Below are 21,491 nucleotides of genomic sequence, written 5' to 3'. Positions count from 1 at the left end.
TCTACCTACATTTTGTATTTAAAGTCATCAGGGGACAGATCATCTAGCTCATCTTCCCACTTTGATTTTTTACTAATTTTCTCTTCTGTATCTTTGGTTCCCGCAACATCAAGAACCTTGCGGGATACCCGGACCGGACAATCGGCCCTTACGGCCAAGGCAACCGCATCCGAGGGACGGGCATCAATCACTACGGTCTCCTCATCCTTAAGGACAAGAATTTCCGCATAGAAAGTACCCTTTTCAATATCCACAATATCAACTGAAACAACCTTGCCGCCGAAGGTTGCAATAGTAGTTAAAAGCAAGTCGTGGGTCATGGGCCGGGGGAAAGACATCTCGTTGAGCACCATGGATATGGACATCGCCTCCATAGCTCCGATCCAGATGGGAAGAATTATTCCGGCAGACTCATCCTTGAGGACCAGAACCGGTGCTTCCGTATCACTTTCAACAGCCAGACCGTAAACCTGCATTTCTACCATGGTTCCCCCAGTTTTTCTCCCACAAGGGAGTGATTCTTGGACTCGGTGATCTTCACTTTCACCAGTTTGCCTCCAAGTTTAACATTCTCAGGCAAACCGTCAAAATGAACATTGATCACCCGTCCTCCGGGATCCTTTCCTCTCCAGGAAACACCACCGGCCTCCTGTTTTCTACTCGGCCTTTCAAGCAGCACGGTCATTTCCCGCCCCTTAAGAGCCTCTAGACTTTCTCTAGTAATACGGTTTTGTCTTTCCTGCAAGTGAGCAAGACGCTTTTGAGCAACTTCTTCATCCACTTTTGGTTTCATTTTTACCGCCGCAACTCCCGGACGGTCAGAATATTTAAAGGAAAAGCTGCTCTCGTAACGAACCCTCTCCATGATATCCATTGTCTGCTCAAAATCTTCGTCGGTTTCACCTGGGAATCCGACAATAATATCAGTTGTAAGGGCGATGTCCGGGCATGCCTTCCGCAACCCTTCAACAATATCCAGATACTTGGAACGGTCGTACTTGCGGCCCATTTTTTTCAGAATTCTGTCTGAACCGGACTGGACAGGCAGGTGCAGGCTGGGACAAAGATTTGGAAGCTCTCCAAAGGCCTTTATCACCTCGGGGGCGATATCCTTTGGATGCGAAGTTGTGAATCTGATTCTTTCAAGACCTTCAATTTCTGAAATCCTGTATAGGAGTTGCGCGAACGTAAGATCGGCCCCTTTCTTATCCATGCCGAAACTATTCACATTCTGGCCCAACAGGGTAATCTCCCTTACTCCGGAGTTTACAAGAGCCCTGCATTCACTGATCACAGCATCGGAGGAACGGGATTTCTGGCGCCCTCTTGTGTACGGGACAATACAATAAGCGCAAAAGTTATCGCACCCCTGCATAATATTTACAAAAGCCTGCCCGGGAATGGTTCCGATTCCCGGAGGAATGAGATCAATATTCCCTTTAAGCTCACCACCTTCACGCTCAGGATATTCAGGCACAAAATCAGTAAGAACCAATTTCCTGTCATGATTCCGGGCCAGATCCTCCAAGGCAGCCGGAGTCTGTGAAATACCGTCACTTCCGAAAACGAGGCGCACGTGGGGAAACTTCTCCATGAAACCTTCGCCTATCTGTTGGGCTACACATCCGCCCACGGCAACAAAACTGCCGGGATTTTTACACAGAGGAGCGAGTCTACCAAGCACACTGTATACTTTCTGCTCGGGCTTTTCGCGCACAGAGCAGGTGTTAATGATAAATATATCTGCTTCCGATTCCTCAACTGCAGTCCAGCCGCGGCTTTCCATGGCCCGGATCAGCCAGTCGGAATCGTGAACGTTCATCTGACAACCGAATGTTAATACCGTAAATTTCATACCCGCCACATACTCTATATGATCTCTACGGTAAAGCCCGTCAGTGCAGCATAAAAGCTGAATATTCCGGCAAGATATAATTCATAAGAACCTGAATTTAAAACTATATCAAAGAGAACATGAATAGAGCAGCGGGATTTTCTTATTGAATGGCAGAGATCTTAGACTGAAAAAAGCACAAAAGAAATGTAATAGTTGAGATCCGCGTTCCATGTTTGGAAAAGAAGAAATATAAACTAAAAAAACCGGACAATTCCTGTTTTATCAGTAGTTGCCCGATTTTGTTTTATTTATAGCTATTTATGGCGCACTCTTCCCGAGCATACCGGGACAGGTCTACCATGACGATGTCTGTGACGGTGGGAACGTTTCGCCAGAAGCGGCAGAAAAAGGACTGCTCCTATGGCTCCGAACAATGCTATTCTGGCCAAAGTAGTCATACAGAAGCCTCCGCAGCTTCATTATTTTCTTCTGCTTCATTTCGCTTGAATGATTCACGGGCCTTACAGGTAAGCGATTTAACATCATTCCTGATATTGTCGTACTGTCCCACGGTCCAGTCTTTGGCTTTCAAGCCGGCCTTAACAGCTGAAACAGCCGCCGGACGAATTTTCTCCGACTTGACTGCATACCCTACAAAAATACCGGCCGCCACTCCGGCTGTAACTAAAGCAATTCTTCCAAGAGACATATAATACCTCCTTTACTTATCGATTTAATTACACCCTACTGTTTGGAAAAGTTATCCACAAACCCTGACGTTAAAACCCAGTATCAATTGCCACAACCGCTAATTTAAAGATCGGAAAACGGAGAATCAGCCTTCTTTACGTCCGTAAGTCTCTTTGGAAATCTTCCATTTCCCGTTTCTCTTGGTGAATTCAAACATCGGGGTGAATTTTCCTCGGTTTTTATTATCGCGGTAGTCCCAGAGAATTCTGGCAGAACATTTGTCACCTTCCACTTCAAAACTGGTGATCTTAAAAAGGCGAAGCTTGAAAGCCGACTCCACCCAATATGTAGAACAAAGGCCCAGTCCTTCACTGAATTCATTAAAAAACACTTCTTTGTTTGAATCACATGGAAAAGACATGATCAAGGCATCGGCAGTGTATAAATTTTTAATAGCCTCAAAATCCCGGAGATTGTATGCATCTTTATATTCAAAGAGCAGATCGGTGATTTGGCTACGCATATCTTCTTCAGAATGCGCGGAAACAGAGACAGCAAAAACAAGCATGAAAACCAGAATAAGTATCAAAATTTTACGCACGTCATTCACCTTAATTATTGAAGTTGAAATTATGAACTGGTCCATCCTTAAAACATTTTTTTACAAAAATCAGCAGATACCGTTCATGCTGCGCCAGTTTTGAAGGCAGCCGGCAACTTCATCCAGAACTTCTTCCGGAGTCTTATTAGTTGTTTCCACAATGCACTCGGCATTTTTATCTTCCTGAAAACGTACATCAACCCCGATGACCTCACCCAGATTTTCAAACTGCTTTCCTGTGCGCTGACGCTCAAGCGCCTTCTCGTAAAGCCCTGCCATAACAAGCCCCTGCTGCCGCCCTGCTTCGCGTTTCATCGCCATATTCACCGGGCATTTCAGATATACTTCCGCAAAAAATTCTATCTTTTCCCTGGCGTCATTGCGCCAGCACTTTTCATGGGCAGTTCCGTCCATTATTACGCACCGTCCTGATTCCATAATGGAAACAGCATCCTCAACGAACAGGTTATAAGCCTGCTCACGCTCCTGACAGGTATATTCGGGTTCTGGAATATACAATTTACGACGCTCATCCATGCAGAGTTTGACAACCCCGACTCCTTCGGAACGCACCTTTTCATAAAGCATGTCCGCAATTGTGCTTTTCCCGCATCCGGGCAGCCCGGTAATCCACACAGCCCAATTTTTGTTAACGCATATACCGTTCGAATCTGACATAATCAAACACCTCATCTTCAAGAACATTTTCCATGAAACGCAGCAAAGGATCACGGACACTTTCAGGATGATCCGGATACCATACAGGCGAAGCTATCACCAGACTTCTGAACACAAAAAAAGGAGCCATAACTTCAAGTATCTCTTTGTCTCCGGTAAGCTCAAGATATCTATCAAAAAGTGTCATATACAAGGTTCGGAAATCCTCGGAGAAGCTGCCATCCGCATACAAACCGAAAAGGATATAGTTTGCAGCCATGCAGCAAAGATCCCCGGCCGCTTCACCCCATTCCCCCCTGCTTCGATCCAGAACACTGAATCCGTCCGACCCGCCAACAAGTACATTCCAGGGATGGAAGTCTCCATGCACCGCACAAAGCCTTCCGGTATAATGTGACAACTTCCAGCGCCAATCGATCAGACGTTTTTCCAGAGCCATGAACCTGTCTCTTGAAAAATACTCATTAGGGTGGGCATAAGCCTCATCCACAAGCCCCATGATACACTCGCTGGAACCGATCAGATCCCGGATACGCCGCATATACAGATGTGAATCATCTTTGCGCTCCGAGTGGAGATCAGCAAGCCATTCAGCCAGTGAAAGAACCATTCTCCTGTCCCGTTCCTCAAGACCTTTTCTGCCGATACGATCCAGATCCTGAAAATAATCATACCCCTCAAGTTTCTCATTCAGAATGAAAAATTCACGCGGATTGTGCAGTGCATTCATCTTGCCATCCGACCCCACGTACCCCAGACCCATCGGTTTCACATGGCGCTTCATCCTTGCGGAAGCTTCGTATTGAAACATCAAGACCGCGGCCCGGTCCCAGTAAAACTGGTGACCGTAATTATCGCCTTTCATTACTGATATGACGGTTTCCCGCTCTTTTCCGTCCGCCTTAAATCTCACCAGAAGAGGTTTTCCGTAACCGAACTTCTTCATTCCCTGCTTATCCAGTGATCCTATGTCACCGTAGTCCAGCAGAACAGTTTCATTACCAAAAGCTTCTTTAAGATATTGCTCCAGCATCCCGGCAGTCAGTTCCATCATTGAAACGCTCCAACAGCCCTGAGGGGTTAAGGTCAAAATATTTACACGCCAGCTTAATGGCGACCTGTTCCGCGCCAAGAAGGTGATATCTCCCTTGTGTTGCCCGTGAACAGAATAGATTCAATACTACACTCAAGGGAAACATATCTTAAAAATGAAACGATTTCACGCACTGAAAATAAAAGATTACAAACACAAAAGGCGGTTTCGAAATTAATCGAAACCGCCTTAATATAAAGCTTATTGCCGTCAAAGCAGCCTGTCAGTTGAAGTCAGCATAGAAAAACAAAGGCAACTTCCACTAAAAGTCCTGATAGTTCAATAGCCTCAGAATCAATCTAAAATCAAAGAAAACTTAGAATCAAAGACAGAACATTTTACTGAATTACAATCTTAATTCAGAATAGCAACTCAATTATACATGACTGCTTCAAACCGATTAGATTTTACCACTCTTAAAGCTTGCCGAAATTTTCTTCGTAGCGGGTCCAGAATTCCTCTTCAGTATAGGAGTGCTCCTGAGTTCCAAGCTGCTCAACGCAATAGACAGCGCTGACAGCACCGACATGTGCAGCTTCAACAAGAGTCTTACCCATGGAAAGTCCTTTGATCAGACCGGCACGGAAAGCGTCTCCCGCTCCAGTGGGGTCTTCCACTACTTTAGCTTTGGCTGCAGGAACTGCTGTTTCACCGTCTTTCTCCACAACTAGACAACCCTGCTCACCGAGGGTGACAATGATTGAATCACATATCTCCATCAGCTCTTCACGGGTTTTACCAGTGGACTTCATAATCATTTCAAGCTCGTAATCATTGGAAACAAGAATACTGCAGCCACCGATCATATCGAGAAGCTGTTCTCCGCTGAAAGCCGGAATATTCTGGCCCGGATCGTAAATATAGGGAACACCTTTATCACGGTACAATTTCGGAAAATTCTGCATATCATCGAGGTTTCCGGGGGAGACGATAGCGAGGGTGTCGGCAGAATCAACTGCAGAAAAATCATAGTCGCAGCTGTATTTCATTGCTCCGGGGTTGAATCCGGTGATCTGGTTATCGGACTTATCTGTGGTGATGTAAGCGCCTGCGGTAAATTCATCATCAACCCGCTTGATACCTTCACGGGTAAGGTTGTTCTTATCCAGCCATTGTTCGTAACCATCGAAATCCTTACCGGCACTACCGAGAATTACAGGCTTTTCATCCAGCATGGAGAGCGCGTAAGCAATGTTTCCGGCAGTTCCACCGAACCTTTCATCAAGACCATCCACCAGAAAGCAAACGTTAAGCATATGAATTTTGTCAGGCAGAATATGATCAGAAAAACTGCCGGGAAAACTCATGATTCTGTCATAGGCCAATGAACCGGAAACTAATATCTTCATTTTTAAGAAACTCCTTGAGAAATTATATTTGAACGACCGAAAAAAAACCGCGCGAAACTTTTATCTAGCTTCGCGCGGCAGAGAGTATGCTTTAAGAGTGCGTAAAGTCAACTTGGACTGTCTCCACTACAGAAATCAAGTCCGTATTTACTTTGAAGTATAACTTTTCACCCACTGGAAAAACTCTTCATTACCTTTTTTCGCTTTGACAGCGACAATGCAGGGACATTCATAGGAATGCAGCTGCTTGACGGTATCAATCAATTTTTCCACTTTCTTGTCCGAAGTCTTTGCAATAAGTACAACTTCAGAAGAACTTTCAATCTGTCCTTCCCACCAGTACAGGGATTCCATTTTATCAAATATATTCACACAGGCGGCAAGGTGACGCATTACCAGCTCGCCTCCGATTTCCCGTGCTTCCTCAACATCCCCGGTTGTAATATAAACAAGCGTCACGGACATATTTCATTCTCCTTACTGGCAGACCGGACTTTCGCCGGGCTTGGCATTCGCGAGATAGTTATTTACCAGATCCAACTCTTCAGGGGTAATTGTCATTCCCATATCAACCATACGCTGGTTGGTTTTCTTCCATGCGGCAAGATCCTTTTTACCAAGAGCCCTGCAGGTCCTTTTCATGCTGTGACAGGCAGTACATTTGGAAAAGATCAGACCGGAACCGTCCTCAGCGGAAGGAGCGGTTAAGGTGATGCCGGATACAGCGAGAAGCGCAGCGGCGACTAAAGGCAAAACAAATTTCATAAGTAATTTCCTCCGGTGTTTTGTTTGAATAATACAGTAATTGACAATACAGGCAACATCTATAACCATCAATCGGAATCAGATGTCCATTGTAAGTTCTAAAAAGAAATGATAGCCCACACTCGACTTTATGAAAAAGAATACCCCCGACAAAAAAACTTTGCAAAGAGCAAAGGAAATATATGACAGGCTTCTGGAAAGATACCCCGATCCCGAGCCGGAGCTTGACTGGCGCAACGCATGGGAACTGATGGTCGCCACAGCTCTTGCTGCACAATGCACAGATGTACGGGTCAATAAGGTTACGCCGGAACTGTTTCGCAGATGGCCCGGCCCGGCTGAAATGCAAAAGGCCGAGATTTCCGAAATCGAAGAAGTAATCCGCTCCACCGGACTTTTCCGCAACAAAGCTAAAAACCTTAAAGGGGCGGCGGAAGTGGTCATGAATGAATTCGGTGGTGAAATGCCACGGACCATGAAAGACATGATCAGACTTCCCGGTGTAGCCAGAAAAACCGCTAACATAGTCCTTTCCAATGCAATGGGCGTCCATGAGGGAGTGGCGGTTGATACTCATGTAAAAAGGCTTTCCTTCAGAATGGGCCTGACCCAAAGTACCAACCCGAATGTAATTGAAAAGGACCTGATGCAGCTTTTCGAGCCGCACACTTGGGGGATAGCCAATCATCTGCTGGTACTTTTTGGACGTGAAATATGCCCGGCGAGAAGCCCCAAGTGTGATATCTGCCAGCTCAATGATATCTGCCCGAAAAAAGGAATCGAGAAAAAATAATGACTGAAGAAAAAAAGAAACCGGGATCATTTACGGTCCATGCCACTGACGGCCATGCACGGCGGGGAACTCTGGTTACCGCACATGGTGAAATCCAGACTCCCGTTTACATGCCTGTCGGCACTCAGGGGTCTGTAAAAGCTGTCCCTCCCCGGGATCTGCGGGACATCGGATCACAGATTATTCTGGGCAACACCTACCATCTTTATCTGCGTCCCGGTGACGACCTCATCGCGAGAAGGGGGGGACTGCATAAATTTTCAACCTGGGACCGCCCCATTCTAACCGACAGCGGCGGATTTCAGGTTTTCAGCCTTGAATCCATTCGCAAGATCACCGAACAGGGTGTGGAATTCCGTTCCTACCTTGATGGTTCAAAGCACTTTTTCTCCCCTGAAAAAGTAATCTCCATTCAAAATAATATCGGTTCGGATATTATGATGGTCCTCGACGAATGTGTCGGGTACGGAAACGACCGGGATTACACTGCCCGTTCTCTGGAACTGACCACCCGCTGGGCAAAACGATGTCGTGATGCCTATCCCGTGGGATCCGGAGATCAGCTTATGTTCGGTATTGTACAGGGTGGATTTCACAAGGACCTGCGTGAGGTAAGCCTTGAACAGCTCTCCGAGATACCTTTTGAAGGTTACGCCATCGGCGGATTGAGCGTAGGTGAGCCAATCCCCGATATGTACGATATCCTACAGCACATCGGGCCCAAACTGCCGTTTGAAAAACCGCGCTACCTGATGGGTGTCGGAACTCCCCTTGATATCCTTGAAGGTATCGCCAACGGCGTAGACATGTTCGACTGTGTTCTGCCAACCAGAAATGCCCGTAACGGCACGCTCTACACCAGTCAGGGCAAGGTCAATATCAAACGCGCGCAGTACCGGGAAGACGACTCTCCGCTCGATCCCAATTGCGATTGTTACACCTGCCGCACATTCAGCAAAGCGTATTTGCGCCACCTGTACACCGCTAAGGAGCTGCTTTCTTACCAGCTCAATTCAATCCACAACCTGCGTTTCTTCCTCAAGCTTACCGAAGAAGCACGGGACGCCATTGAAAAAGGAACTTTCTCCGACCTGCGGAAAAAGTATGAAGCTGTTTACGAACCGGTTAACAAATAATGAAAATTTTCAGACCTTTTCTGACGCTTCTTGGAGCAATGGCTTTAACGGGACTGCTGGCAACGGCAGTCCTTTTTCTATTTGCGCCCTATCTTCTGCAAAATGAGGATGCTCTTGAAAAGGCTGATGCTATCGTTGTTCTTGGCGGCCAGTATTACCGTCCTATATACGCTGCGGAACTTTTTTTTGAGGGTTACGCACCTAAACTGATGTTAAGTAAACCGGTGGTGATGCCGGAAGAAGTTAAGGTCCGTAATCTCGGAGTTGCTTATCCCTATCAATGGGAAGTCATACGTGAAATTCTGCTGAAAAAAGGCGTCCCTGAAAATGTTTTCTCATTTTTCGGCCATGCGAATGTCAGTACGCTTGAAGAAGCGGAAGAACTCAAAAAGGCTCTGCCACCGGACATAAAATCTATAATTCTGGTTACATCCCCCATGCACACCAGACGTGCCGGAATAATATTCAGAGAGATTCTTCCCGGAAATATAAAAGTAATTGTGGTCTCAACGCCATACGACAAAGTTCCGGAAAAATGGTGGACCAACTTTCGGACGGCGCCGTTTGTAGTATTAGAAGTCGCCAAAACTCTCTATTACGAAATTGGAGGCGGATTCCGAAGCACGGAACAACTCTCAAACTGATCCGGATAAATACAACAGCGGCCTTGAGACTGACTCAAGACCGCCGTTTCATAATAAAGACTGATCAAACTCTGTATTGCTAAGCTATTGTTGCCGTGGAATTGTCATTATCGACATGGCTCCAGAAACTGATTCACAAAAGATCAATCAGGTTGTTCCCCCTTTAAGGAGAGAACTATTTTTTCCATTATCGCGTCGATCTCCACCGACTCAGGAAGATTAAGAACACTACCGTCTGTCATCTGCCTTTCTACAAGTCCCTGCATGGGAGGGATATAAAACTGCTGCCGGGGTAGATTCTCAAGCTCCGGCGGATTGCCACCCATGTATCTGTTAACAACCAGAACCTGACGATCAAGCCCCAGTTCAGAAGCCATTCTGCCGACCTCTGACGCTGTTTTAAAACTGCGCATCGAAGGCTCGGAAACAACGACCAGACCGTCCACATGCATCGCCGTACCGCGACCCAGATGCTCAACCCCGGCTTCCAGATCGACCAGAACGCAGTCATTGCTATCCATCACAATATGAGCCAGAAGGGCCTTCAGCAGTGCGTTTGCGTCACAGGCACACCCACCTCCGGCATTGGACAGTCCGCCCATCACCAGAAGTCTTTTCCTGCCGGGACTGACCATTGGGAAAGGATCTTCATAAAGCGGAACATCCACTGCCAGCTCCTCAGGAAGATCACCAACATCAGGGTTCAGGTTCAAGAAACCTTCGTTATGGATTCTCTCCCTTATAAGGTCCACCCTTGATGAAACGGCATCGGGCAACTGATCCTCATTCAGTCCGGAAGCCTGCCCAAGGGAAAGAGCGGTATCGGCATCAATCATCCAGACATTCTTTCCACTGCGGGCCATCCAGTCGGCCATCCATGAGGTGATGGAAGTCTTGCCGACCCCACCCTTACCTGCAAAAGCGAGCTTCATGCCGCCTCCTCTATTCACTTAAACCAAGCCCTCTGCGCTTGGCCCTGATCCGTTCATCAAATAATTCGGCTGCCTTCACAGGATCCGGTTCAATGACAAAGGAAGCACCTACAAGATCTTCAAGCCCTGAAACGGCAAGGTTCGTTACGGTTTCGGAACCGAGTATGTTCGGAGGATGACCGAGATGGGTATAAATCCCACTGGCAACAGCATAAAGGCCGATAGCTGCGGCCTTTTCAGAATACCACTCGGGAGATGACGCCCCAACGGGAAGATCACTGATATCAACATTTAAAGCATCTGCCAGAGCGGCACAAAGCTGAAGAATACGGGCGTTATCAACACAGGAACCATAGTGCAGAACAGGGGGGATGCCGAGTGCGCCACAGACTTTCTTAAGCCCGGGACCGGCCATTTCTATTGCGTCGGGAACCAGAAGTCCTGCCTTACCTGCCGCAGTGGTCACACAGCCGGTGACAAGTACAAGAATGTCTTTCTTGATCAATTCTTTTGCAAGCCCGACATTCATGGAATCCTGCTGGAATTTGGGATTGTTACACCCGACAATACCAACGGCCCCGCGGATATCCCCTGAAGCAATCGCCTGCACAAGAGGATCAAGGGAACCGCCAAGCGCGGATATGACAGCTTCATTGGAAAAACCGGTCATGATCTCTACAGGTTCACATGGGATATCTACACGTGAACTGTCACGTTCAGTGTAGGCTTTAACTGCAAGACGGACGATCTCGCAGGCCTGCTCGTAAGCATTGTGGGGATGGATATCGAAATGTGTTGCTCCGGTAAAACGGGCCTTAGCTGCAGTGTCAATGAAACGGGTATGGTAACAGCTGGAAATCTGGACCAGACTGGGCATGATACACTGATAATCAACGACTACAGCTTCCACTGCACCAGTAAGGATAGCAAGCTCAGTCATCAGGTGGTTCCCGGCCATGGGAATTCCTTTACGCATAAGAAGTTCGTTACCTGTGCAGCAGAGTCCGGCAATATTTATGCCCGCAGCACCCGCGGCTTCAGCTTCAGCAACAATCTCGGGATCTCGGGATGCTGCCAGAATCATTTCGGAAACGACTGGATTATGCCCATGCACAAGGATATTGATTTTATCTTCTTTTATTACACCCAGATTGGCCTTTGACATCGAGGGAGTGGGAGTACCGAAAATCACGTCGGAAAGTTCAGTTCCGATCATAGACCCACCCCAGCCATCAGAAAGTGAGGTCCTCGCAGCATGGAGAAGTGTGTTGGGAGCATCGTTATCACATCCCATGTGAGTACGATGCATCATTTCCGCAATTTCACGGTCGACACCGCGGGGAGTTATTCCAAGTTTTTCCCAGAGATCCTTACGTTTTTGAGGAACACGGGAAAGAAAAGAGACTGCCTTTCTGCGGCTGCCGAAGTCGGCAAAAAAACATTCAACCGCATCTTTGGCAATATCCTTTATATCACGTCCATCGGTTTCAATACCGACTTCAGCTGAAATTCTGCGCAACTTATCTTCATCGGTTATTTTATAATCTCCGGTCTCACCCTCAACTATGGCCTCAAGCACCTCAATCAGATCACGTCCATGGTCTGAATGTCCAGCAGACCCTCCGGCAATAAAACGGCCGAAATTCCTTGCCACTACAACATCGGCATCGGCCCCGCAAACCCCGCGTGGCGCTTTCGGAGTAATTTTACAGGGCCCCATGGTACAGATACGGCAACTTGTACCCAGTTCACAGAATTTACAATGAGGAGTCTGTTTCTGAAGTCTCTCATGAACAGTCTCAATACCCTCGGACCTTGCTTTATTGATCATTGCACGGGCATCTTCCCATATTGACAGTTCTTCAGCCGGGCGCGGTTCTTTAGCCATTAATCTATCCTCCCTGTTTTGCCGATGGCTGGTTTACCGGAGCCATCGATCCATTCCTAATGAGTTAAATGTAACAAACAGGACACATTCTGTTTGTCGGATAGCCGACAAAAACAGTATAATTTTAAATTATACTGAACTTGGAAGTATCAGCAACCGATTGCCCTCTTTTCAGCTCCAAATAAAAAGCAACCTGCTGACGGGATAAAGCCAGAGGTTGCCAAATTACAGGTAAGGAAAGAAGAAACTATTTTAACAAAAGCTGCCCGGTAATCTGGGCCTGTAAATTTTATAAACGTGAAGACAGTTCACTTTATGAGCAGACATACACAGCTCAAAAATTAAAATCTACGATGAGTAAAACAGAACAACAAAGCCAATCTCTTGAAAACCGGATTTTTATCAACCTGAAAAAACAGGTTTAAGATTATCCCTCAGCCAGAGACTTCAACTGATCCATATCAGCCACAAGCCAGCGGGAACGGTTAATCCTTGAGATTACGCCTTCACGGGAAAGGTTATTAAGCAGAGTGGATACGGTCTGCCGCGTCGCTCCGAGCAACGTGGAAAGCTGCTCTGCAGTCAGGTTTAGATTAATCTCTATTCCACCTTCCACAGCACGCCCATAGTCCACTGCTTCTTTATACAGATATCCGCAAAGGCGGGAGTTGATATCCCGGAAAACAAGACCGTCAATGACCGAGAAAGAATTCTGGAGAATTTTACCAAGCACACGGACCATTGTCCGATTGAAAAGAGGAATATCCGCCATACACCTTTTAACGGACTTTACATCCGTCACAAGCAGCCTGCTATCCTCGTAAGCCTGAATAAAACATCCGGCATGAGTGGAATATAAGTCACCAGGGCCGAGAATACCGAGTGTAAATTCCTTGGCTTCATAGGCAAGATAGACGCGCACTCTACCCTCGGCGACAATAAAAACAAGATCTTCATCGTTATCAGAGGAAAAAGCTATCGCCCCTTTTTTTACCCTTCGCTCGGTGAATACACTGCGGATATCTTCGAACTCATCTCTTTCAAGTTCATCCAGAAGATTGATGCCGGAAAATTTCATTTGCTCTCCCTTTATTAGGGAAATGCCTTAAAATTAAAAAGCTGTCACTAATCAATTCAGATCCGGTTCAAAGCCTTCAGCCGCAACTCCTGCTTCATCAGGCTTATCAGATGAATCTCGGGATATGAACTGTGCCAATTCCTGCGAACATTCACTTAAGCTGATATCAAGCCCGCTACCACGAATTGTCTTTTTAAGATCATTGAACAACGAAGTAACGTAAGCCATACCCGGTCCTTCAACAACAGATGAGGCCCCTTCGCCGCTTCCGGACAGGATGCTCATTATTCTGAGAACGGTGATATTGGCCGGAGAAAGTGCAAAGCTGTAGAGATCCTGCTCATCATCGGAAGCTTTTACAAGTACACCGCCAGCAACGAATTTATCCAGAAGTGGCGAAATGAAATTGACCGGAACACCTATTTCACTTGCTAGATCTTCGGGAGCATAGGGAGGCTCTGAACGTTCAAAGCGAAGAGCCATGAGGCTAAGAGCCAGAAGGGAAAATTTCTGCATATCCTCAATTCCGGCATCCGGCATAAACCGCTGCTGACGGTAAAGCATCACATTCTGTACCGCATAACTGATTTCGGAACCGAGAAGAACGATTATCCAGCTGAAATAAAGCCAGAGCAGGAAAAGAGGCAACTGGGCAAAGCTGCCATATATGGCATTGTACTTGGAAACACCTATCTGCCAGTTTATATAGGCCCACTGCGCCATCTGCCATGTTGTTCCGGCTACAATCCCGCCGACAAGAGCACTTTTTAATCTGACCCTTGTATTGGGCATGAAGGCATAGATAAAAGTGAATGCAATCCAGATCAAAACCAGCGGGGCCAGTTTTATCAGGATTCCTTCCACTTCAGGAACTCCGTATATTCCTTCAAGAGAATGTAGAATGGCCTGCTTTTTAACGGAAACGCTGACACTTGTGGCTACAATAATAGCTATCGGACAGATAAAAATGACCGAAAAGAAATCAGTGAACTTGCGCCAGAAGGTTCTCCCACGATTAACCTTCCAGATAATATTGAAAGCCTTCTCAACCGTACCTACAGTAGAAAGGACAGTGAACAGCAGGGTTCCCACACCTATCCAGCCGAGAGTCTGAACATTTGTATTATCAACATACTCAAGAATCTTGGTGACAACCTCTTCTCTCCCAGCTGAAACTTTCAGCAGCATATCATGTATGAAATTGGAATCCTGAAATCCCATTCCTTTCATGAGAGAAAAAGCCACCGCAAGAAAAGGCACGATGGATAGCATAGTGGTAAAAGTAAGAGCTGAAGCCCGGATAATACACTGATCTTTCAAAAAACCGATACATACCAGATACGAGATTCTGGCTACTGTATAAAGCATCCTGAGCGGTCCGCTGGTCTGCCTGGAACTCCAGTCCCAGATATCGTGCAGAAAAAAATCCGTTATCCTCTGCCCAACCTTACCTCCGGTCATCACGGCCTCCTTGGCGAATCAGTACAAACAGGATGCGCTACTAATCATTAGACTATGAAAAAAACTATCAGAAAATCAGGTCCCTGAAAAACATAAAAGACTGCTCGGGAAGACCCAGAACATCATTTAAAACATCGCTCCAACGCTCAAGTCCCTTCACCTCAACCTTCGGGTCACTCAACTTCCCGGTGACCGTGACGTTCACACCAGTCATTGCTCCCAGAAAAGCATTGACGAGCTTCAGATACAGATTGGGTAATTTTACGATATCCGCCTTTACAAAAACACTGATGGAGTCTTTCGGAAAACTGAACCCGCCTTTGGCCGTAGCCGTCAGATAATCGGTTTTGAGCAAATAGTCGGCAACCTTGAAATTGCCTTCCTCGCCTTTGATAAACCCCTTCATGAGTGAAAAGGATGTCGGCTTTGCCTGCTTCTTCTGCTTTTTCTCTTTAACGGCGGTGGATTCGAACAGATAAGACCCATCGGTTATCTTGAACGCCAGGCTTCCGGTCATGGAATTGGTGAAATAAGTATTGGCTGATGAGCTTCCCTTGATTTTCAAAGAAGCATCCGTCCTGCCGTTGACCATGTCCCGCCCCACATAGTCCGCAAAAAAAAGTCCGGCATCGAACCCGCGGCATTCAAAATCCGTATCAAGAGTCACAGTTCCATTTTTAAGTCCAAGCGCAAGGCCGCCTGCCAGATTACCCTTATGAAAATCAGCCTTGATATTCCGTATATCTATAACTGATTTCTGCATCCCTACATCAGCACTGATGCTGCTGGCACCAAAATCAAATATACGGAAATAGTCACAATTAACCTTTCCAGTGGCATTGATTGCTCCAAGCAGGCTGTCGGGGAACTCCCATTCAGGCAGCTTGACTTCATAAGATTCGGTTCCGCCTGTTCCTTTTGCCTTCAAACGTTCATCTTCATCAGGCGGCAGAAAACGGTCGACATCAACATTTTGCCCATTGATTACAAAATTCAGAAACGGCTTTCTGAAATCAACCAGCTCGAAAGTAGCATCGGCAGTAGCGTTATCCAGACGGGCATTATTGACCCTGAGATTAAAATTTTCACCATTTAACTGAAAGGAGGTATCAAGCTCAACGGATTCAAATGCGTCAGAAGCTTGAGTCTCAGGTTTATCTAAACCGAAAAGACTGAATATTTCAGAACACGCTACCTTATCTAGCTTCAGTTCGCCCCTTGCTGATGCTGTTTCAGAAGCAAGCCTTTTGCCTTCCAGTTTTCCATGCAGCTTGATTTCACCACTTTCCAGCTGAAAACTATCCAGACTAAGATTGCGCTCCTTGAGACTGCCACCACCTGACACTGAAACTTTTAATCCTTTTTTTACAAACGGCAGTCCGGAACCTGAAGCTGCAATTGCGAAAGAGCTTTTCCTGAGCTCCACCCGCTCCGGATAAAGCCTGTCGCAGAAGACATCTCCATTAAAGCCTGTATTCAACTTTATCTCCGGTTTGGAAACATCCCCGGTCAACTTCAGGGCAATCTTGCGCCCTATCAAGCCTGCCGGAGCAGGACTGGACAAAGGAGCCCCCGAGAGATCAAACTTGAAATCTTTAACATACAGATTGCGATATTCAGCAGGCACAGCTTTGTTTTTTAAATCCGCAGCTATATTCTGTCCATTCAACTCAAGGTCAAATCTTAAATTGCGAAATAATTCCAACATATTTTTACCGCTGGAATTGAGGCTGTTAAGCTTGAGCCGGACTTTACCAGAACTGAACCTGAAATCACTCTCATTAAGAGGTATACGGACTAAGCTGAAAGGATCTATTTTTCCATTCCCTGAAAGATACAGGACATCAGTCTTTTGCTTTGCATCGAGGTCTAGATCCACCCGCAAGGAAAAATCACCATCCAGATATGCACCTTTGCCGATGCTCAACGCAGCAATCTTAGGCCCTGGAGAAATGGATAACCTTGTGTTGTCCAGATGCACACCATCATAAACAAGAGTTCCGACCTCCATCTCTCCCTTGCAGGGAATGTTTCTGACAAGATCCGCAATCACCACTTTGCGTAAGTCAAAACCATTATTTCCCGGCCTGCTATCAGTTGCCTTGGATACTGACTTTGCTGTTTTGCCCTCACCTTCATGCTCCAGAAAATCAAAGACACGAGTATAAGGATCAAGCTTGAGCTTATCGGCATAGACATTAAACTCAACCCATGGCCTGCTGTAATTGCTAAGGGAAAACGCCCCTTTGACTACAGTGTTATCCACCTTGAGAACCATGTTGCTCAAGGTACTTTTTTGAAGCGTGGAATGGAAATCCACTGAAAAAGAAGCAGTGTTAAGAATCTCTTTGAATTCTGAAGGAATAGGAACCGGGGTAAATTTAGAAAAGACGGCTTTGGGATCAAAACGGGTGGACTCAAGACTGCCTTTGAAATCCGGATTATGATAGATATCCGTGCATACAGCGGAACCGGACAGCCGGACTCCGCCCCCCTGAATAACAAGACCTTTGACATCGACTCTGCCATCCACCAGATTGAAGTCAAGATTGGCTATGGCCTGCACAGATTCATCAGGTCCAAGCAATTCCCCGCTCTGGACCTCGAGCGCGACTGAAGTTTCTGAGAGAGAAACAGACCTTTGCGGCCACGAAAAATCAGCCAGACCTTTCACCGTGGTTTCAGCGCGCAAATCAAGCTGGTCCGCATCGAGTACCGCCCTGACGTCAAAAGCCAGAGGCATCCCACGGCGTAAAGGTCCGGTTCGCACATTTACACCGGAGACCTTCATAGTGTTTCCGGATTCAACATCCGAATAAATGCATGTGGCATTTATTACACTCACTCCACGGACTGATAAAGAGTTAAAAAGTAATTCCAGAGAGTCACCCTGAGCATTCTCTTCAGATTTGCCGACATCAGGCAGATCAAGCCTGCCATTTTTTCCACGGTCCATTCTGAACACGGGCGAATCAACAATCACAGTATCGATTTCGAGCTCCCCGCGCAGCAGTGGAAGAGGCCGGACCTTAAAATCTATATCCTTAAGAGTAAGCTGATTGTCATAGTCCGCTCCCGGGGCAGAGGCCACCTCGACCGGTCCTGTATCAAAGCCCAGCCAAGGATAGAAAAAAATATCCAGATTCTCTTTAAAGACAACTTCGCGGCCGATTTTATCACTGATGAGTTTTTCAAGCTCATGGCGCGGAGCATCGGATTCCAAATAATAAACACCTCCCATAACCGCTGCCAGCAGGCAGAAGTCGAAGAGAAGAAATATAATCCAGAAAACTTTTTTTACTTTGAGAAACACCATCGAAACCTGTGTTTAAACTTTAGAAAAACCATCAAGACTTAACAGTAAAACACAAGCAGCATACAGGTAAAGAGATGTTTGGCGAATTCATTCAATTTTACAATAAGTTAATCTTCTCGACAAAAAAGTGAAGTTTTCATGGGATGTCCGGTAATGTCTGCCACAACCGGGCACTTGACTTTAAATGCATAATAAACCCCGGGAAAATTACCCCATAAAGACTCAAAATTACCCTGCCCCTTACTCAAGACAACCGGTGAAGATTTCAAAAGATCCAGAAAATCCGGGTCACATCTGTCCAGTACTGTCCCCGGTGTGTCCACCCCCGAAGGCACAACTTCACAGATATCGGTCATGCCAACGGTTTCAGCATCTTCTAGCGTGGCATCATTAAGCACCTTGCTGCCGCGCACGGCATAAGTCACTTGCACTCCTTCATCCTTCAGCAATCCGGTTAATATGGTATCAAGACCGATTTCGCCCGCATTATCGCCGAGAATGAGCAGCGACTTTTCAGCACGGACCTTTTCCATGAAGACACCGAACAGATCTCGGTCCACACCTTCTTCCAGAGTTTCCAGTTCTGATTCCCAGTCATATCTTTCAAGGACGGCACAATCCATATAATTGCCTATTATCGATACTCCCAGAGCTGCAAGCAATGGATCTGCACTGTTCATAACTTTACTGCGCACCTCGGGAAGAAGCTCAAGAACCCTTTTGTTGGCCAGTTCTTTCTGGTCCTTGAATATATCAATATCCCCGATGTATTCAGAAGTCTCCCTGAACAACCTTCCGGCGAGGGAAGGCGGAGATTCACTGAGATCAGCAGAAGCAAACCCTGAAGCCCAATGCTTTACTACCGCCTCATGAATATCCTCTTCTCCGGGACATGCAGCCCTTATCCCTGATAACGCCATAGTCAAAAAACATGGCAGACAATCTAACCGTGTATTCATTTTCAATCTACTCCATCTACATTAAGGCTAATTATAAGCCCAAAAATTAAAAAAAGGGCAAATTATAAGCCCCAAAGATTAAACATAAACATAATTCAACTGGATAACACACTGTTATTAAATAATTTTTAATTTAGGCACGGCAGTTGCTCATTTCAAGTTACCAATAACCAAATTAAAGGAGCAAAATCAATGCCCGTTAGTAAAAGAAATCAGAATCGCTCCGACAGGCAGGGCCTGGGACTTGGCCCGTGCGGAGCCGGACAGGCCAGAGGAAGAGCATCCATGGGCTATAGAATGAACAACAGACGCGGTATGGGACGTGGTATGGGCCAAAGTGCCGGACGTGGCATGGGCCGTGGTAATGGAATATGCCGCTATGCCGGAATGTCAGCCATGACAGATGACCGATACGAGATGTCTCTTGAAGCCCGGATTGTTGAACTTGAAGAAGAAAACAGGAAACTACGCCAGGAAGCTTCCAGATAAATCACTTCCCGATCCTCCGGTTTATCCGGGGGATCTTTCATATAACAAAAGGACCTTGTAAATGAAAATTGCAATAGCCAGTGGTAAGGGAGGTACAGGCAAAACTACTATAGCCGTAAATTTTGCCGCGTATCTCGATTCATTGGGAATAGATGTGAGTTTTACTGACTGCGATGTTGAAGAACCTAATGCACACTTTTTTCTGAATCCTGAACTTGAACAGGAAAGAGATGAATACCTCCCCGTCCCTGAGATAGACGAAGATAAATGTCTCGGTGAATCATGCCGTAAATGTGTGGAACTTTGCAGATTCAAATCGTTAATCTGGATGGTTGACTCTGTGATGGTTTTTTCTGAGCTTTGTCACGGGTGCGGATTGTGTGAACTTGCCTGCCCTGCTGATGCCATAGGCGAAGGAAAACGCCTGATCGGAACCACAACAAGCGGTAAAGCTGGCAGGATCAATTTTACAAAAGGTCTGCTGCGCATTGGAGAGGCGATGTCTCCTCCCCTGATTAAGGCCGCCAAAAATATTTCCCCTGAAGCTGAAGTCAATATTCTTGATTGCCCTCCGGGAACATCATGCCCGGTAGTTGAGTCTATTGAAGGCACGGATTTTGTCGTGCTGGTGACTGAACCTACCCCATTCGGGCTTCATGACCTGAATCTGGCTGTGCAGCTCATGCAGACTCTTGAAATGCCCTGCGGGGTAGTCATTAACAGGTCCGGTATGGGTGATGACCGCGTTGAAAAATATCTGGCTGAAAAAAATATCCCACTTCTCGGTTCTCTGCCTCACAGCCGTGAAGCCGCCTCGGAATACTCCAAAGGAGAACTCCTTTATGAGTCCATCCCCGGATTTAAGGCCGTTTTCGGTGATATCTGGGAATCAATTCAAAGTCAGGTCAGCGGAGCAGCATAATGAAACAGTTAGTAATAGTGAGCGGAAAAGGCGGAACCGGAAAGACCAGCGTGGTGTCCGGCCTTGCTTCAATCGGACCAAAGAAAGTTCTGGCTGACTGTGATGTGGATGCCGCAGATCTTCACCTCATCCTGAATCCCGCTGTAGTAAACACAAATGACTTCGTAAGTGGAGAACGCCCTTACATCGATCCCGACACCTGCACACAGTGCGGAATGTGCGCTGAGCATTGCCGCTTTGACGCAATTTCCGAAGACTTCAGGGTGATGCCGGAGAAATGCGAGGGATGTGGAGTCTGTTCATTTGTCTGTCCTGCTGGGGCAGTTACCGTAACTCCAAGAAAGTGCGGTCAGTGGTTCAAATCTGAAACCAGATTCGGAACAATGATTCACGCAGAGCTCGGTATAGGAGAAGAAAATTCAGGCAAGCTTGTCACAACTGTCCGGAATGCATCGGCAGAAGCAGCAGAAGAAGAGAACGCGGAACTTGTTCTCGTAGATGGTTCGCCCGGGGTAGGCTGCCCGGTCATCGCATCACTTACCAATGCCGATCTAGCTGTTTTCGTGGCCGAACCGACCATTTCCGCTGTCCATGACCTCAAAAGGGTTCACAAACTTACCGAGCATTTCAAAATCCCCGCCATGACTATCATCAACAAATGCGGAATTAATGAAGAGCAGGAAAACGAAATCCGCTCTTTCTGCAGAGAAAAACAGATAGTCCTTGCCGGAGAACTTCCCTACGATACTATTTTCACCAAAGCCCAGCTCGCAGGGCAATCTGTTGTGGAGTATGACCCCGATGGTATGGGAAAAAGAATTGAAAAAATATGGCACACAATGGAAAGCAACCTTTAGGAG

General features: G+C 46.5%; 22 protein-coding genes. 6 read left to right on the top strand and 16 right to left on the bottom strand.

The features are described 5' to 3' along the window. Window positions 1–5: 5 nt before the first annotated feature. The 10 genes from ACZ5PW_RS09890 to ACZ5PW_RS09845 form a co-directional block, all read right to left on the bottom strand. Window positions 6–485, bottom strand: coding sequence for a bifunctional nuclease family protein (locus ACZ5PW_RS09890; RefSeq protein WP_464552725.1), 480 nt, complete (start codon window positions 483–485; stop codon window positions 6–8). Next, window positions 479–1,855: a tRNA (N6-isopentenyl adenosine(37)-C2)-methylthiotransferase MiaB gene (gene miaB, locus ACZ5PW_RS09885; protein WP_464552721.1), complete on the bottom strand. Its 1,377-nt coding sequence runs from the start codon at window positions 1,853–1,855 to the stop codon at window positions 479–481. The genes ACZ5PW_RS09890 and miaB overlap by 7 nt, the downstream gene beginning before the upstream one ends. 296 nt (window positions 1,856–2,151) lie before the next feature. Beyond that, window positions 2,152–2,295, bottom strand: coding sequence for a hypothetical protein (locus ACZ5PW_RS09880; RefSeq protein ID WP_464552718.1), 144 nt, complete (start codon window positions 2,293–2,295; stop codon window positions 2,152–2,154). Further along, window positions 2,292–2,546, bottom strand: coding sequence for a hypothetical protein (locus tag ACZ5PW_RS09875; protein WP_464552715.1), 255 nt, complete (start codon window positions 2,544–2,546; stop codon window positions 2,292–2,294). Before ACZ5PW_RS09875 ends, ACZ5PW_RS09880 begins: the two co-directional genes overlap by 4 nt. Before the next feature lie 126 nt (window positions 2,547–2,672). After that, entirely contained in the window at window positions 2,673–3,128 is a 456-nt protein-coding gene (locus tag ACZ5PW_RS09870) for a Cif family virulence factor (protein ID WP_464552713.1), read from the bottom strand. Between the two features lie 69 nt (window positions 3,129–3,197). After that, complete coding sequence (locus ACZ5PW_RS09865; RefSeq protein ID WP_464552710.1) at window positions 3,198–3,806, bottom strand: adenylyl-sulfate kinase; 609 nt, start codon at window positions 3,804–3,806, stop codon at window positions 3,198–3,200. Then, complete coding sequence (locus ACZ5PW_RS09860) at window positions 3,778–4,860, bottom strand: phosphotransferase family protein (protein WP_464552707.1); 1,083 nt, start codon at window positions 4,858–4,860, stop codon at window positions 3,778–3,780. The genes ACZ5PW_RS09865 and ACZ5PW_RS09860 overlap by 29 nt, the downstream gene beginning before the upstream one ends. Before the next feature lie 455 nt (window positions 4,861–5,315). Then, on the bottom strand, window positions 5,316–6,248 hold the full coding sequence (locus ACZ5PW_RS09855; protein ID WP_464552705.1) for a carbohydrate kinase family protein: 933 nt from the start codon (window positions 6,246–6,248) through the stop codon (window positions 5,316–5,318). 147 nt (window positions 6,249–6,395) lie between these two features. Beyond that, a complete protein-coding gene (gene cutA, locus ACZ5PW_RS09850; protein ID WP_464560367.1) occupies window positions 6,396–6,713 on the bottom strand; it encodes a divalent-cation tolerance protein CutA in 318 nt (105 codons plus the stop codon). Window positions 6,714–6,725: 12 nt separating this feature from the next. Then, window positions 6,726–7,013, bottom strand: coding sequence for a hypothetical protein (locus ACZ5PW_RS09845; RefSeq protein WP_464560365.1), 288 nt, complete (start codon window positions 7,011–7,013; stop codon window positions 6,726–6,728). Window positions 7,014–7,143: 130 nt separating this feature from the next. On the opposite strand from ACZ5PW_RS09845, the gene nth reads away from it, so the two are divergent. The 3 genes from nth to ACZ5PW_RS09830 are packed head-to-tail and all read left to right on the top strand — an operon-like array spanning window position 7,144 to window position 9,586. Next, window positions 7,144–7,806 (top strand): endonuclease III, encoded by a 663-nt coding sequence (nth, locus tag ACZ5PW_RS09840; RefSeq protein ID WP_464560363.1) that lies wholly within the window; start codon window positions 7,144–7,146, stop codon window positions 7,804–7,806. Beyond that, the gene (gene tgt / locus ACZ5PW_RS09835) at window positions 7,806–8,942 is read left to right on the top strand and encodes a tRNA guanosine(34) transglycosylase Tgt (RefSeq protein WP_464560361.1); all 1,137 of its coding nucleotides are present in this window, start codon (window positions 7,806–7,808) and stop codon (window positions 8,940–8,942) included. Before nth ends, tgt begins: the two co-directional genes overlap by 1 nt. Beyond that, a complete protein-coding gene (locus ACZ5PW_RS09830; RefSeq protein WP_464560359.1) occupies window positions 8,942–9,586 on the top strand; it encodes a YdcF family protein in 645 nt (214 codons plus the stop codon). The genes tgt and ACZ5PW_RS09830 overlap by 1 nt, the downstream gene beginning before the upstream one ends. 143 nt (window positions 9,587–9,729) lie before the next feature. Here the strand turns inward: ACZ5PW_RS09830 and ACZ5PW_RS09825 are convergent, their stop codons facing one another. From ACZ5PW_RS09825 to ACZ5PW_RS09800, 6 genes are all read right to left on the bottom strand, one after another. Then, window positions 9,730–10,518, bottom strand: coding sequence for an ATP-binding protein (locus ACZ5PW_RS09825; RefSeq protein ID WP_464560357.1), 789 nt, complete (start codon window positions 10,516–10,518; stop codon window positions 9,730–9,732). A gap of 10 nt (window positions 10,519–10,528) precedes the next feature. After that, on the bottom strand, window positions 10,529–12,406 hold the full coding sequence (gene cooS / locus ACZ5PW_RS09820) for an anaerobic carbon-monoxide dehydrogenase catalytic subunit (RefSeq protein ID WP_464560355.1): 1,878 nt from the start codon (window positions 12,404–12,406) through the stop codon (window positions 10,529–10,531). A 427-nt stretch (window positions 12,407–12,833) separates the two neighbouring features. Then, entirely contained in the window at window positions 12,834–13,484 is a 651-nt protein-coding gene (locus ACZ5PW_RS09815) for a Crp/Fnr family transcriptional regulator (RefSeq protein WP_464560353.1), read from the bottom strand. 51 nt (window positions 13,485–13,535) lie between these two features. Then, complete coding sequence (locus ACZ5PW_RS09810) at window positions 13,536–14,945, bottom strand: YihY/virulence factor BrkB family protein (protein ID WP_464560351.1); 1,410 nt, start codon at window positions 14,943–14,945, stop codon at window positions 13,536–13,538. Between the two features lie 67 nt (window positions 14,946–15,012). Further along, the gene (locus tag ACZ5PW_RS09805; RefSeq protein WP_464560349.1) at window positions 15,013–18,261 is read right to left on the bottom strand and encodes an AsmA family protein; all 3,249 of its coding nucleotides are present in this window, start codon (window positions 18,259–18,261) and stop codon (window positions 15,013–15,015) included. Window positions 18,262–18,368: 107 nt separating this feature from the next. Beyond that, a complete protein-coding gene (locus ACZ5PW_RS09800) occupies window positions 18,369–19,220 on the bottom strand; it encodes a damage-control phosphatase ARMT1 family protein (RefSeq protein ID WP_464560347.1) in 852 nt (283 codons plus the stop codon). Between the two features lie 192 nt (window positions 19,221–19,412). Here ACZ5PW_RS09800 and ACZ5PW_RS09795 point away from each other — a divergent pair, with 192 nt between their 5' ends. From ACZ5PW_RS09795 to ACZ5PW_RS09785, 3 genes are all read left to right on the top strand, one after another. Next, window positions 19,413–19,709, top strand: a complete 297-nt coding sequence (locus tag ACZ5PW_RS09795) for a hypothetical protein (protein ID WP_464560345.1) — start codon at window positions 19,413–19,415, stop codon at window positions 19,707–19,709. Window positions 19,710–19,770: 61 nt separating this feature from the next. Next, window positions 19,771–20,631 carry an ATP-binding protein gene (locus tag ACZ5PW_RS09790; protein WP_464560343.1) on the top strand — a complete coding sequence of 287 codons (861 nt, stop codon included), beginning with the start codon at window positions 19,771–19,773 and terminating at the stop codon, window positions 20,629–20,631. Continuing rightward, window positions 20,631–21,488: an ATP-binding protein gene (locus ACZ5PW_RS09785; protein ID WP_464560341.1), complete on the top strand. Its 858-nt coding sequence runs from the start codon at window positions 20,631–20,633 to the stop codon at window positions 21,486–21,488. Before ACZ5PW_RS09790 ends, ACZ5PW_RS09785 begins: the two co-directional genes overlap by 1 nt. Window positions 21,489–21,491: the final 3 nt, after the last annotated feature.

This window comes from Maridesulfovibrio salinus, from assembly GCF_055394525.1.
This window is presented reverse-complemented; position numbering and strand designations above follow the sequence as displayed.

Excerpts from the sequence above, each read along its gene's own strand:
- ACZ5PW_RS09890 (WP_464552725.1), bottom strand. The coding sequence starts at position 485 with ATGGTAGAAATGCAGGTTTACGGTCTGGCTGTTGAAAGTGATACGGAA.
- miaB (WP_464552721.1), bottom strand. The coding sequence starts at position 1,855 with ATGAAATTTACGGTATTAACATTCGGTTGTCAGATGAACGTTCACGAT.
- ACZ5PW_RS09880 (WP_464552718.1), bottom strand. The coding sequence starts at position 2,295 with ATGACTACTTTGGCCAGAATAGCATTGTTCGGAGCCATAGGAGCAGTC.
- ACZ5PW_RS09875 (WP_464552715.1), bottom strand. The coding sequence starts at position 2,546 with ATGTCTCTTGGAAGAATTGCTTTAGTTACAGCCGGAGTGGCGGCCGGT.
- ACZ5PW_RS09865 (WP_464552710.1), bottom strand. The coding sequence starts at position 3,806 with ATGTCAGATTCGAACGGTATATGCGTTAACAAAAATTGGGCTGTGTGG.
- ACZ5PW_RS09860 (WP_464552707.1), bottom strand. The coding sequence starts at position 4,860 with ATGATGGAACTGACTGCCGGGATGCTGGAGCAATATCTTAAAGAAGCT.
- ACZ5PW_RS09855 (WP_464552705.1), bottom strand. The coding sequence starts at position 6,248 with ATGAAGATATTAGTTTCCGGTTCATTGGCCTATGACAGAATCATGAGT.
- cutA (WP_464560367.1), bottom strand. The coding sequence starts at position 6,713 with ATGTCCGTGACGCTTGTTTATATTACAACCGGGGATGTTGAGGAAGCA.
- ACZ5PW_RS09845 (WP_464560365.1), bottom strand. The coding sequence starts at position 7,013 with ATGAAATTTGTTTTGCCTTTAGTCGCCGCTGCGCTTCTCGCTGTATCC.
- nth (WP_464560363.1), top strand. The coding sequence starts at position 7,144 with ATGAAAAAGAATACCCCCGACAAAAAAACTTTGCAAAGAGCAAAGGAA.
- tgt (WP_464560361.1), top strand. The coding sequence starts at position 7,806 with ATGACTGAAGAAAAAAAGAAACCGGGATCATTTACGGTCCATGCCACT.
- ACZ5PW_RS09830 (WP_464560359.1), top strand. The coding sequence starts at position 8,942 with ATGAAAATTTTCAGACCTTTTCTGACGCTTCTTGGAGCAATGGCTTTA.
- ACZ5PW_RS09825 (WP_464560357.1), bottom strand. The coding sequence starts at position 10,518 with ATGAAGCTCGCTTTTGCAGGTAAGGGTGGGGTCGGCAAGACTTCCATC.
- cooS (WP_464560355.1), bottom strand. The coding sequence starts at position 12,406 with ATGGCTAAAGAACCGCGCCCGGCTGAAGAACTGTCAATATGGGAAGAT.
- ACZ5PW_RS09815 (WP_464560353.1), bottom strand. The coding sequence starts at position 13,484 with ATGAAATTTTCCGGCATCAATCTTCTGGATGAACTTGAAAGAGATGAG.
- ACZ5PW_RS09810 (WP_464560351.1), bottom strand. The coding sequence starts at position 14,945 with ATGACCGGAGGTAAGGTTGGGCAGAGGATAACGGATTTTTTTCTGCAC.
- ACZ5PW_RS09805 (WP_464560349.1), bottom strand. The coding sequence starts at position 18,261 with ATGGTGTTTCTCAAAGTAAAAAAAGTTTTCTGGATTATATTTCTTCTC.
- ACZ5PW_RS09800 (WP_464560347.1), bottom strand. The coding sequence starts at position 19,220 with ATGAATACACGGTTAGATTGTCTGCCATGTTTTTTGACTATGGCGTTA.
- ACZ5PW_RS09795 (WP_464560345.1), top strand. The coding sequence starts at position 19,413 with ATGCCCGTTAGTAAAAGAAATCAGAATCGCTCCGACAGGCAGGGCCTG.
- ACZ5PW_RS09790 (WP_464560343.1), top strand. The coding sequence starts at position 19,771 with ATGAAAATTGCAATAGCCAGTGGTAAGGGAGGTACAGGCAAAACTACT.
- ACZ5PW_RS09785 (WP_464560341.1), top strand. The coding sequence starts at position 20,631 with ATGAAACAGTTAGTAATAGTGAGCGGAAAAGGCGGAACCGGAAAGACC.